Genomic DNA, 12,077 nt, shown 5'->3' on the forward strand with positions numbered 1-12,077 from the left:
CGCACCAAGCCGACCCCCATCATGTCGTGCACAGCCATGGAACATGCTCTGGGGAGTTCACAGACACACGTGAGGACCACCGATGAACATCCTGGACGCACTTGACGCCCAGTCGCTGCGCTCCGACGTCCCGGCCTTCCGCGCCGGCGACACGCTGAAGGTCCACGTCCGCGTCATCGAAGGCCAGCGCGAGCGCGTCCAGGTCTTCCAGGGCGTCGTGATCCGTCGCCAGGGCGGCGGCATCCGCGAGACCTTCACCGTCCGCAAGGTCTCCTTCGGCGTCGGTGTCGAGCGCACCTTCCCGGTGCACTCCCCGAACATCTCGGAGATCGAGGTCGTCACCCGCGGTGACGTGCGTCGCGCCAAGCTGTACTACCTGCGCGAGCTGCGCGGCAAGGCCGCCAAGATCAAGGAGAAGCGCGAGGCCCGTCCGGTCTCCTGATCGGTGGCTTCAGGCCCAGAAGACTTCGAGGACGCCTCCGCACCGGATGAACCGGGGCGGGGGCGTGCTCTTGTCTGGAGGGATGTTCTCCACGTCGTCGTGACGGCGGTCGTGCTGACGGTGCTGATCCAGGCGTTCGTGGCGCGGGTCTACGTGATCCCCTCGGCGTCGATGGAACGCACGCTGCACGGCTGCTCCGGGTGCGAGAACGACCGCGTGCTGGTCGACAAGCTCACCTACCGGTTCAGCGACATCGACCCGGGCGAGGTGGTCGTGTTCCGCGGCCCCGAGGCGTGGGGGACGAACGACTTCCGCGGCGCCCCGCCGTCGACGAACCCGATCGCGCGCGCTGTGCGCAACGTCGGTTCGCTGGTGGGCATCGCGCCCGCGAACGAACGCGACTTCGTCAAGCGCGTCATCGCGTTGCCTGGTCAGACCGTGGAGTGCTGCGACGCGCAGCACCGCGTGGTGGTCGACGGCAAACCGCTCGATGAGCCCTATGTGCATTGGCAGGCGGGCACGTCGCCGGCCGACCACGAACCGTTCGCGCCGATACGAGTTCCGGATGGGCGCCTGTTCGTAATGGGCGACAACCGCATGAACTCCACCGATTCGCGCAAACAGGGCGGCGGGGGCGTAGCGGGCACAGTGCCCGTCGAGAACGTCATCGGCAAGGCGCGGTACGTCGTTTTCCCGAAAGAACGGTGGCGTGCGGTGTCCGACCACAACCCTCAGCCCCTAGGCTGATCTCGTGGTTGACGTCGATCCAGAGCACACGCCGTCCAGTGACGAGCCGACTTCGGACGCTTCGGGCGAAACCTCGAAGAAGAAGAAAAAGGGCAACTTCTGGAAGGAACTGCCGGTTCTCATCCTGGTCGCGTTCGGTCTCGCGATCGGCATCCAGGTCTTCCTCGGCCGCGTCTACATGATCCCGTCGGAGTCGATGGAGACGACGCTGCACGGGTGCACCGACTGCTACGGCGACCGGGTGCTCGTCGACAAGGTCACCTACCGCTTCAGTGAGCCCGCGCCCGGCGACGTGATCGTGTTCCGCGGGCCGCCTGCCTGGCAGAACGACTTCCTCGTCGACGAGCCGGGCAACCCGGTCTCGGAGGGCCTGTCGTGGCTCGGGTCGCTGGTCGGCCTGCCGTCGGCCAACGAGGAGGACTTCGTCAAGCGCGTGATCGCCGTGGGCGGGCAGACGGTGAAGTGCTGCGACGAGCAGAACCGGGTGCTCGTGGACGGCAAACCGCTCGACGAGCCGTACAAGCACTTCGACGAGGGCACCGAGGCGGTGCAGGAGTCGTTCGAGGAGCTCAAGATCCCCGAGGGCAAGCTGTTCGTGCTCGGCGACAACCGCAACCACTCGTGCGACTCGCGCTGCCAGGGGCAGGGTGGCCTGAACGGCCTGGTCCCGGTGGACGACGTGATCGGCAAGGCGCGCGTGATCGTGCTGCCCCCGTCGCGGTGGCAGGGCGTGTCGGACCACAACCCGCAGGTCGTGTCGATGGGTGCGCCGGGATGGCAGGAAACCGTCCCGATGGGCCTGGGTATCGTCGCCGCGTGGCCGCTTCTGTTGCTCGGACGCCGACTGCGGGACCGATTCCGCCGATGACGATGCTGATGCCGCCCCGTGCGGTCGTACGCGGCTCGTCGGGGAACTGGGCGCTGCAGAGCACGCTGGAACGCCGTGGCCTCGGTCCGGTCGCCGGTGTAGACGAGGCGGGGCGCGGGTCGTGCGCGGGGCCGCTGGTGATCGCGGCGTGCGTGCTGCGGCCGGGTGACGCGGCGCGGTTCGAGGGCCTGAACGACTCGAAGCTCATGACCGCGGCGGCGCGCGACCGGATGTACGACCTGGTGCGCAAGCGTGCTTTGGATCACTCCGTCGTCGTGGTGTCGCCGGCCGAGATCGACGCGTTCGGCATCCACGTCATGAACATCGAGGGCATGCGCCGGGCCGTGGCGCAGCTGTCGACGCAACCCGGGTACGTGCTCACCGACGGTTTCAAGGTGCCGGGGATGCCCGCGCCGAGCGTCGCGGTGATCAAGGGCGACCAGGCGGCAGCGTGCGTGGCGGCGGCATCGGTGCTGGCCAAGGTCACGCGGGACCGCATCATGGCCGAGCTGCACGAGCGGTGTCCGGAGTACGCGTTCAACGTGCACAAGGGCTACTGCACGGCCGAGCACACGGCTGCGTTGATGGAGCACGGGCCGTGCGCGGAGCACCGCTGGTCATGGGTGAACGTGGCCGCCGCGGCACAGAAGCACGGTCTCGCCGCGCCGCACAGGGTGGCGCGCAGCATGGCCGCGACGGCCGTGGTCCAGAATGGGGCTTCCCCGGAGAACATCGGGGAGCTCGCGACGAGGGAGGGCGCGGAGCAGATGAACCGCGCGGAGGCGTAATGAGTGCAGAGGATCTCGAGAAGTACGAGACCGAGATGGAGTTGTCGCTGTACAAGGAGTACCGCGACATCGTCAGCCAGTTCTCGTTCGTCGTGGAGACCGAACGGCGGTTCTACCTGGCCAACTCGGTGGACGTGCAGGTGCGCAACGCCGACGGCGAGGTGTACTTCGAGGTGCGCATGTCGGACGCGTGGGTGTGGGACATGTACCGGCCCGCGAGGTTCGTCAAGAACGTTCGTGTCATCACTTTCAAGGACGTGAACGTGGAGGAGCTGGACAAGCCGGACCTGCGCCTGCCGGAGAGCGGGCCGTTCCCCACGTAGCACACCCCACCGACAACTCCGCCGTTTCAAGATCCACAACGGCCGACTTGTCCACAGCCACCGAGTTGTCCACAGATCCCCCTCGGCCCCACCACCCGCCCCGCCCCACCCTGCAAGGTCGTACCCAACGACCCGCAGGGAGGCGAAGGCGATGGAAGCACCGGTACTGGTCCGCAGGCGGCCGCAGCAGGACCTGGCCCGCAGGGGCGAGGACCTGGCGTGCAGGTACCTGGAGCAGCAGGGCCTGGTGGTCCTGTCGAGGAACTGGACGTGCCGCGACGGAGAGCTCGACGTCGTCGCGGTCGACAGCGGCCAGCTGGTGGTCGTCGAGGTCAAGACGCGCACGGCGCCGGCCTGGGGGCGTCCGGACGAGGCGGTCGACGAACGCAAGCTGAGCCGCTTGCGGCGCACGGCGCTGCGCTGGCTCGGCGCGCACCAGGTCGGGTGGTGCCCCGTTCGGGTGGACCTGATCTCGGTGCTCTGGCCACCGGGCGGCGAACCGCAGGTGCAGCACCTGCGAGGGGCCTGACGTGGGCCTCGCGCAGGCGTGGTCGGTGTCGCTGTACGGCGTCGACGGCCTCGTGGTCGAGATCGAGGCGGACGTGGGGGTCGGCCAGCCGCGCACCCACCTGCTCGGGCTGCCCGACGCCGCGTTGCACGAGTCCAAGGAGCGGGTGAAGGCCGCCGTCCGCAACACGCGGGAGGAGTGGCCCAAGCAGCGCATCGTGCTGGGCCTGTCCCCGGCGGCGCTGCCGAAGGGCGGCAGCAGCTACGACCTCGCGATCGCCTGCGCCACCCTGTCGGCCGCCGGCTCGGTCCCGCCCGACCGCCTCGGCAGCACCGTGCTGCTGGGCGAGCTGGCGCTCGACGGCCGGGTCCGCGCGGTCCGCGGCGTCCTGCCCGCCCTGCTGGCCGCCCGCCGCGCCGGCCTGCGCACCGCCGTGGTGCCGGTGGACGCGCTGCCCGAGGCCGCCCTGGTCGACGGCGTGGAGGTGCACGGCGCGCAGACGCTGGGCGAGGTGCTCACGTGGCTGCGCGGCGACGTCCCGGCGCTGGCGCCCGTCCCCGAGCTGGCCGACCCGCCACCGCCGCAGGTCCCCGACCTGACCGACGTCGTGGGCCAGCCCGAGGCGCGCTGGGCCCTGGAGGTCGCCGCCGCGGGCGCCCACCACCTGCTGCTGACCGGCCCGCCGGGCACCGGCAAGACGATGCTCGCCGAACGCCTCGCCGGCCTGCTGCCACCCCTGAGCCGCCAGGACGCGCTGGCCGTCACCGCCGTCCACTCGGTGGCGGGCGTGTTGTCGAGCAACGCGCCGCTGGTGTCCAGCCCGCCGTTCGTGACGCTGCACCACACGACCTCCATCGCCGCCCTGGTCGGCGGCGGCAGCGGCCTGGCGAAACCCGGCGCCGCCTCCCGCGCGCACCGCGGCGTCCTGTTCCTCGACGAGGCCTGCGAATGGGGCCAGAAGGCCATCGAGTCCCTGCGCACCGCCCTGGAGGACGGCGAGATCCGCATCGCCCGCCGCGACGGCACCGCCCGCTACCCGGCCCGCTTCCAGCTGGTGCTCGCCACGAACCCCTGCCCCTGCGCCCCGCCGAAGGAGATCGACTGCTGCTGCACCCCGGCCGTGCGCCGCCGCTACCGGTCGCGCCTCTCCGGCCCCCTGCTCGACCGCGTCGACCTGCGCGTCCGCATGCGCCCGATGACCGCGATGTCGAACGCCGACGCCACCCCACCCGAACCCACCGCCACAGTGCGAGCCCGCGTCCTCGCCGCCCGCACCCGAGCCGCCGCCCGCTGGTCCGCCCACGGCCACCCCTGGCAGACCAACGCCGACGTCCCCGGCCCCGCCCTCCGCCGCGAGTTCGCCCTCCCACGCCCCGTGACCGCCCTCCTGGACCGCGCCCTGGCCACCGGCGCCCTGACCGGCCGCGGCGCCGACCGCTGCCTCCGCGTCGCCTGGACCCTCGCCGACCTCTCCGAGTCCGCCCGCCCGACCTCCGACCACGTGGCCGCAGCCCTCTCCTTCCGCGACCGCTCCTAACCCACCTCAACCCGCCCACCTACCCCCAACCCGCCCACCTACCCTCAACCCGCCCACCTACCCCCAACCCGCCCACCTACCCCCAACCCGCCCACCTACCCCCAACCCGCCCACCTGCCCACAACCCGCCTGCCCACAACCCACCCACCCACGGTCCACAACCCACCCACGGTCCACAACCCACCTCGCCCGCGCGGGCAACCAGCCCCAGCAACGCCACCGCCCGCCCCACTGCGGCGACCGCCGCCCCACCTCCGCCCCACGGCCACTGCTGCCACACCGCCGCTGCCCCACCGCTGCCCCACCACACGGCCACCACCGCCCCACGGCCACCGCCCCACCACCGCCGCCGCCGCCCCGCCACCGCGCCAGCACGGTTATCACCGCACATCGAGGGCGGCGCCTGCCGAAGCCAAAGCAGCGTCCGCCAGGCCCAAGGCGGCGTCCGGCAAGCCCAAGCCCTCTGTCCTGATCCGCCCAGCTCAATCAGCTCAGTCCCGCCCGATCCCGTCTGCCCGATCCCGTCCGCCCGACCCCGCCCGGCCCAGTTCCTCCCCGACCCAGCCCGACCGGGCTCGCCCGCCGCCCAGGACCGACACATCCCCGGCCCGAACTACGCCGTTCGACCCGCCCGTTCGACCCGACTCGTTCAACCCGCCCCGACCCGGCGCTGGCCGCCGCCCACCTCCCGCCGCATTCCGCCAGCACCAGACCGCCGGGCGCGGAGCCCACTCCCACTCCGCGCCCGGCCCCACCCCCGCCCCTCCGAAACCGCACGACCCCCAAACAGCCGGACGCAGAGCGTTCGAGCCCCGGCTCTGCGTCCGGCCCCACAAGCGGGACGCCCGCCCTCCCCGGCGGGCGTCCCGCTCTCCTCCCCCACAACGCCGCCTACGCGCCTCCAGCTCTCCTCAGCCCGTCCGCTCACGAACCGATCAACCCACCCACCTCAGATATCTCAGACAGGAGCCCGACCGTGAACCTGTTCTCCGCCTCGCCCGCCCTGGCCATCGCCGCCTCGCCGACCGCAGACCTGCCCTCCCACTGGCTGCCCTCGGTGGTCCGCGGCCGGACTCCTGCCACCAGTCCGCCGTGGTGGCCACGTCCATGGCAGCGGTGGCTTCCCTGGTGGTGGTTCCAGTGAGCGGCACCGCGCCCGACGACGTTCGTCTTGCCAGGGCATACCTCTCGCGTGTTGCTGAACCGCATGCCGGGGCGCTGGCCGGGCTGGTGTCGGAGGTGGGGCCGGTGGAGGCGGCGCGGTTGGTGCGAAGCGGCGAAGTTTCGCCGTCGGTGGTCAGCCAGACGTCCGCGCGCAGGGCCGAGGAGCGGGCGCATGAAGACCTCGAGCGCATCGCTGGGCGGGGTGGGCGGTTGGTGGTGCCCGAGGACGCGGAGTGGCCGGGGTGGCCGTTCATCGCGTTGACGATGGGGCAGGCGCGGCGGTTGCGGTGTGGTGGTGAGCCGTTGGCGTTGTGGGTTCGGGGGCCGTACGACCTGGGGGAGGTCACCGAGAAAGCGGTGGCCGTCGTCGGGTCGCGGGCTGCCAGCGGGTACGGCGAGCACGTTGCCGCCGAGTTCGGGTACGGGCTGGCGCAGGCCGGGGTGACCGTTGTTTCCGGTGCGGCGTACGGGATCGACGGTGCGGCTCACCGGGGTGCGCTCGGCGGTGGCGGGGTGACGGTCGCGGTGCTGGCCTGCGGGGTGGACATCGCCTACCCGGCCGGGCACCAGGGGTTGCTCGGGAAGATCGCGAAGGAAGGACTGGTGATCAGCGAGTACCCGCCGGGGGTGACGCCGGCGCGGCACCGGTTCCTGACGCGCAACCGGCTCATCGCGGCGTTGGGGGTCGGGACCGTCGTGGTCGAGGCGGGGCGGCGCAGCGGGGCCAAGAACACGGCGGCGATCACGGTGGCGTTGGGGCGGGTGCTCATGGCCGTGCCGGGGCCGGTGACGTCCGCGAGCTCTGCCGGGTGCCACGAGCTGCTCAGGGACCGGCAGGCGGAACCGGTCAGTTCCGTTGCGGAGGTCGTGGAGTCGGTGGGGCGGTTCGGGGACGACCTCGCCACCCGGCCCGCGCAGAAGCAGAGCGAGATCGGCGCACCGCAGGGCGAGGCGATGCGCGTGTACGAGGCGCTCGGGAAGCGCAGCGCGGTCAGTGCCGAGGTCGCGTCGGTCGAGTCCGGGGTGGCGTTGGAACGGGTGCGGGCGTTGTTGCCCGAGCTGGAGCTGGCCGGGTTGGCGCTGCAGGCCGACGGCGGCTGGCAGCGGGTGGAGGTGCCGCGGTGATCAGGTGACCGCATGACCTGCGCTTCTCATCTGTCCATTGTGGAGTCAAAATGAATCTGCCAGCGGTTCTGGTGTTAGGGCTTCATTCCACGTCGAGAGGGAAGAAGGTGGGCCTTCGGCCGATTGGGCGGTCGTGGTGGCCGTGAACGCTACTCCGAAAGGTGATCCGTGGCCGTTGTTGTGCCGATTGTCGTCACGGGGAGTGGGAACGTTACCGGCTGAACGATCATGAGAGCGCTCCCAGACGGCGTGGGGGTGTGGCGAGACTTGACCAAACGCCCCGACTGGCGCAGCGTCTTGGCCTATGTCCCCGCCGCCGCATGGTCGGACACGCCGTGTCGATCTCGTTCGCCTGCGCGAAAAACTGCCGACCAACGTCGCGGAGGCGTTGCGGCAGTACGAACGGCACCTCACGTTGGAGCGTGATCTCTCGCCGCACACGGTGCGCGCGTACGTGGGAGATGTCGTCGCGCTGCTCGGACACGTCGCGGGGGACAGCCCGGAGAACGCCGACGTGGGCCGGATCGATCTGACCGGGCTGCGGTCGTGGCTGGCTGCTCAACGCGCGGAAGGGTCGAGTCGCACGACCCTCGCGCGGCGTGCGGCGGCGGCGCGGACGTTCACGGCCTGGGCGCACCGGGCCGGGCACCTCGCCGCGGATCCCGGTCCGCGGCTCGCCGCACCGCGGCCGCACCGCACGTTGCCGGCGGTGTTGCGGGCGGATCAGGCGAAGGACGCGATGGAGGCCGTATCCTCTGGCGCTTCCGAGGGCGATCCGGTTGCGCTGCGTGATCAGGCCGTGGTGGAGTTGCTGTACGCCACAGGTGTCCGCGTGGCTGAGCTCTGCGGGCTTGACCTCGACGACGTCGACTACTCCCTAAGGGTGATTCGAGTTCTTGGCAAAGGTGGACGCGAGCGCACCGCACCGTTCGGCGTTCCGGCCGAGCGAGCGTTGCGGCGTTGGCTCGACCAAGGCCGGAATGCCCTGGTAGCAGCCGATTCACCGTCGGCGCTGTTCCTCGGCGCCCGCGGCGGCAGGCTCAACCAGCGGGCCGTTCGCCAGCTGGTGCACGAGGTCGTCGCCGTGGTGCCGGACGCACCGGACATCGGGCCGCACGGGTTGCGCCACTCCGCTGCGACCCATTTGCTGGAAGGAGGAGCGGACCTGCGCACCGTCCAAGAACTGCTCGGTCACGCTACGCTCGCAACGACTCAGCTTTACACACACGTCACTGTCGAACGGCTGAAGGCGATCCATGACCGAACCCACCCCCGTTCCTGACGCCGCAGGGGGAGGATCGCGTACGGCGACCGTGCCCCCTGAACCCATCGTGCCCGCAACCGCCACCAAGCAGGCGAGCAACGGTCACCGTCAGAACGGCGCGCCGCGCACTGAGGTGAGCACCGGGTCGGCCCCAGAACCCGGTGCGGACACGCACGTCAACGGCACGCCTGTGGCCGCTCCGACCGCGGTGACGCGCGCGGACGTGCGGTCCGGTGACGACGTCGAGGCCGGCATCGTCGCGCTGTGGCGCAGCTACGGCGGGTCGCGCGACCAGAACGAGCGCGACCGCCTCGTCCTGCACTACGCGCCGCTGGTCAAGTACGTCGCCGGCCGCGTCGGAACCGGCCTGCCCGCGCACGTGGATGTGGCCGACCTGATCCAGTCCGGCATCTTCGGCCTCGTCGACGCCATCGAGAAGTTCGAGCCGGAACGCGGCCTCAAGTTCGAGACCTACGCCATGCAGCGCATCCGCGGTGCGATCCTCGACGACCTGCGCTCGCAGGACTGGGTGCCGCGCTCGGTCCGCAGCCGCGCCCGCGACGTCGAACGCGCCCTCGAACGCCTCGGCGCCAAGCTCCAGCGCACGCCCACCGACCGCGAGCTCGCCGCAGAGCTCAAGATCGGGCTGGCCGAACTGCGCGAGCTCTACGGCCAGCTGCAGCTCACCAGCGTCGTCGCCCTCGACGAGCTGATCGCGCCGAACAAGGGCGGCTCCTCGCTCGCCGAGTCGCTGCCCGACGACGCCGCGGAGGACCCGGTCGCGAGCCTCGTCGACCAGGACAGCCGCCGGCAGCTCGCCGACGCCATCGCCCAGCTCGCCGAACGCGACCGCGTGGTCGTCACCCTGTACTACTTCGAGAACCTGACGCTCGCCGAGATCGGCAAGGTCCTCGGCGTGACCGAGTCCCGCGTCTGCCAGCTGCACACCCGCGCCGTCCTGCGCCTGCGCACGAAGCTCAACGAGCAGTCTGAGGCCTAGACCGCCTCCTTTCCGTCGCAACCTGGTCCGTACCGGGCTGCCGTTGACACGCGCCTGTGGTCTCGCCGCCGGAACATGACCGCTGGGCCACGGTTGATCGACTGGGGTGGGTGGTGGCCTGAGGCCGCCTGACCGAGCTGGTGGACTGAGGCTGGTGGGCCTCAGGCTCGTAGACCCGAAGCCGCTGGACCGGGCTGGAGGAGCTGGGGTTGCGGACAGGGTGGGTCGGGGCTGGTGGACAGAGTGGTTCACCAGGGACCGCCGGACCGAGCTGCGGTTCGCGCTGTGGCTCGCGCTGTGCACCCGCCGCCCGAACGGGGCATCTCGCCGCTGCCCGATCGGAGCCATGGCTCACCACCTCGCGCCCGGAACGTGCCCGAGTCGTGGTCCCCCTGTCGTGTCGGAGGGCGCCACGAAGGGGCGGCTTGAGGTCTCAAAGAGGTGAGTGGAGCTCGGAAACGAGGGTGAATCGGGCCTCCCGGAGGGGTGTCTGGGGCAATTCACTCGATCGAGTGGCGATCGGTTGCGCAGTGGAACCGGGGTGCGCGAGCGGCCCGTGCGGGCGGTGAGCGGAGGGCGGGTCACGGGCTGCGGATCACGGGCTGCGGGCCGTGGACGACGGGGGTGTGGGGAGCAGGCGGACGCGGCCGGAGGAGAGCAGACGGAGCGGGTCGACGTAGTCGTGGCCGCGGCGGGCGCCCCAGTGCAGGCACGGGGCCGAGCAGTGGCCGGGCTGGAGATGGCCGATCACCTCGCCGCGGCGAACGGTGCTGCCGGCGGTGACCGCGGGCGTGATCGGTTCGTAGGTCGTGCGCAGGGGGCCGCGGTGCTGGAGCGAGACCAGGGTTCTGGCGGCGACCGCGCCCGCGTAGGCGACGGTGCCGTCGGCGGCTGCCAGCACCGGTGTGCCGGCGGAGGCGGCCAGGTCGACGCCGCGGTGGCCGGGGCCGAACGGTGTGGCGGGGGCGGTGAACGCGCGCACCACGGGGTGCGGCGGGGGCAGGGGCCACGAGCAGCGCGTGGTGGCCGGGGTCAGGAGGGTCGCCAGGAGCAGGGTGGTGGGGAGGAGCATGGGGACAGCTTCGGGTAGGGGGTGTCCCGGGGACCACCGGCGAGCTGGGAACTGTGGACAACTCGGGGGTTGTGGACAAGTGCTCCCTCCGGCTACCTGCCGATTCGAGGTTTGTCGGGGGTGGGGCGTAGACTGTCGGGCGCGTCCCGTCTGTGCGGGACGACTTCGCGTGCCAACGCAGATCCGACCTGCTGTCACTAGCTGGGTCGAGTCACGACGTCCGACGGTCCTGGCGGTGCAGAGATGCTCCGCGGGTGCGGGCGACGGCTACGGCACCAGGGCCGACGGCCACCCCGGCCGGAGGCGTCAACCGAACCGACGCGCAAGGTGAGACCTGGCGCGTCCGACAGATGAGGTGCGAACCGGCCATGGCCGTCGTAACCATGAAGCAGCTGCTCGACAGCGGCGTGCACTTCGGGCACCAGACCCGCCGCTGGAACCCGAAGATGAAGCGCTACATCTTCACCGAGCGCAACGGCATCTACATCATCGACCTGCAGCAGACGCTGACCTACATCGACCGGGCTTTCGAGTTCGTCAAGGAGACGGTCGCGCACGGCGGGTCGATCCTGTTCATCGGCACCAAGAAGCAGGCGCAGGAGGCCATCGCCAACGAGGCGCTCCGCGTCGGCATGCCCTACGTGAACCAGCGCTGGCTGGGCGGCATGCTCACCAACTTCTCGACGGTCCACAAGAGGCTCCAGCGCCTCAAGGAGCTCGAGTCGATGGAGCAGACCGGCGGTTTCCAGGGTTTCACCAAGAAGGAAATCCTGATGATGAACCGCGAGAAGGACAAGCTGGAGCGCACGCTCGGCGGTATCCGCGACATGTCCAAGGTGCCCAGCGCCGTGTGGATCGTGGACACCAAGAAGGAGCACATCGCGGTCGGTGAGGCTCGCAAGCTGAACATCCCGATCGTGGCGATCCTCGACACGAACTGCGACCCGGACGAGGTCGACTACCCGATCCCGGGCAACGACGACGCGATCCGTTCCGCCGCCCTGCTGACCAAGGTCGTGGCCGAGGCCGCCGCCGCCGGTCTCATGCAGCGCTCCGGTGCCCGTCGCGACGCCGCCGAGGGCCAGGACAAGCCCGAGGTCGCCGTCGACGAGCCGCTGGCGGAGTGGGAGCAGGAGCTCCTCACCAACACCTCAGCCGAGGCCAGCACTTCTGCCGAGGCCAGCACCTCCGCCGAGGCCCCGGCCGCGGCAGAGCAGCCCGTCCAGTCCTGATCTCCCA

Annotated in this window: 11 protein-coding genes and 1 pseudogene; 11 read left to right on the plus strand and 1 reads right to left on the minus strand. The window is 71.0% G+C overall.

What is annotated here, in order from left to right; genetic code table 11:
* Nucleotides 1-82 precede the first annotated feature (82 nt).
* From rplS to ACZ7CD_RS10405, 10 genes and pseudogenes are all read left to right on the plus strand, one after another.
* Complete coding sequence (rplS, locus tag ACZ7CD_RS10360; RefSeq protein WP_360390982.1) at nucleotides 83-442, plus strand: 50S ribosomal protein L19; 360 nt, start codon at nucleotides 83-85, stop codon at nucleotides 440-442.
* Nucleotides 443-445: 3 nt separating this feature from the next.
* A pseudogene (gene lepB / locus ACZ7CD_RS10365) lies at nucleotides 446-1,177 on the plus strand (signal peptidase I); the annotation flags it as partial.
* A 16-nt stretch (nucleotides 1,178-1,193) separates the two neighbouring features.
* The gene (gene lepB, locus ACZ7CD_RS10370) at nucleotides 1,194-2,057 is read left to right on the plus strand and encodes a signal peptidase I (RefSeq protein WP_458430612.1); all 864 of its coding nucleotides are present in this window, start codon (nucleotides 1,194-1,196) and stop codon (nucleotides 2,055-2,057) included.
* Entirely contained in the window at nucleotides 2,054-2,845 is a 792-nt protein-coding gene (locus ACZ7CD_RS10375; protein WP_360390977.1) for a ribonuclease HII, read from the plus strand. Before lepB (ACZ7CD_RS10370) ends, ACZ7CD_RS10375 begins: the two co-directional genes overlap by 4 nt.
* Complete coding sequence (locus tag ACZ7CD_RS10380; protein ID WP_030468024.1) at nucleotides 2,845-3,168, plus strand: DUF2469 domain-containing protein; 324 nt, start codon at nucleotides 2,845-2,847, stop codon at nucleotides 3,166-3,168. The genes ACZ7CD_RS10375 and ACZ7CD_RS10380 overlap by 1 nt, the downstream gene beginning before the upstream one ends.
* Nucleotides 3,169-3,319: 151 nt before the next feature.
* Entirely contained in the window at nucleotides 3,320-3,697 is a 378-nt protein-coding gene (locus ACZ7CD_RS10385) for a YraN family protein (RefSeq protein WP_360390974.1), read from the plus strand.
* A gap of 1 nt (nucleotide 3,698) precedes the next feature.
* Nucleotides 3,699-5,213: a YifB family Mg chelatase-like AAA ATPase gene (locus ACZ7CD_RS10390; RefSeq protein WP_470378771.1), complete on the plus strand. Its 1,515-nt coding sequence runs from the start codon at nucleotides 3,699-3,701 to the stop codon at nucleotides 5,211-5,213.
* 1,107 nt (nucleotides 5,214-6,320) lie between these two features.
* Nucleotides 6,321-7,502: a DNA-processing protein DprA gene (gene dprA / locus ACZ7CD_RS10395; RefSeq protein WP_470378772.1), complete on the plus strand. Its 1,182-nt coding sequence runs from the start codon at nucleotides 6,321-6,323 to the stop codon at nucleotides 7,500-7,502.
* Between the two features lie 304 nt (nucleotides 7,503-7,806).
* Nucleotides 7,807-8,784, plus strand: coding sequence for a tyrosine recombinase XerC (locus ACZ7CD_RS10400; RefSeq protein ID WP_470378773.1), 978 nt, complete (start codon nucleotides 7,807-7,809; stop codon nucleotides 8,782-8,784).
* A complete protein-coding gene (locus ACZ7CD_RS10405; protein ID WP_458430616.1) occupies nucleotides 8,759-9,766 on the plus strand; it encodes a FliA/WhiG family RNA polymerase sigma factor in 1,008 nt (335 codons plus the stop codon). Before ACZ7CD_RS10400 ends, ACZ7CD_RS10405 begins: the two co-directional genes overlap by 26 nt.
* Nucleotides 9,767-10,361: 595 nt before the next feature.
* Here ACZ7CD_RS10405 and ACZ7CD_RS10410 read toward each other — a convergent pair.
* Complete coding sequence (locus tag ACZ7CD_RS10410; RefSeq protein WP_470378774.1) at nucleotides 10,362-10,838, minus strand: M23 family metallopeptidase; 477 nt, start codon at nucleotides 10,836-10,838, stop codon at nucleotides 10,362-10,364.
* Between the two features lie 368 nt (nucleotides 10,839-11,206).
* Here ACZ7CD_RS10410 and rpsB point away from each other — a divergent pair, with 368 nt between their 5' ends.
* The gene (gene rpsB / locus ACZ7CD_RS10415; RefSeq protein WP_360390957.1) at nucleotides 11,207-12,070 is read left to right on the plus strand and encodes a 30S ribosomal protein S2; all 864 of its coding nucleotides are present in this window, start codon (nucleotides 11,207-11,209) and stop codon (nucleotides 12,068-12,070) included.
* Nucleotides 12,071-12,077 lie beyond the last annotated feature (7 nt).

It is taken from the genome of Lentzea sp. NPDC036949 (genome assembly GCF_055608075.1).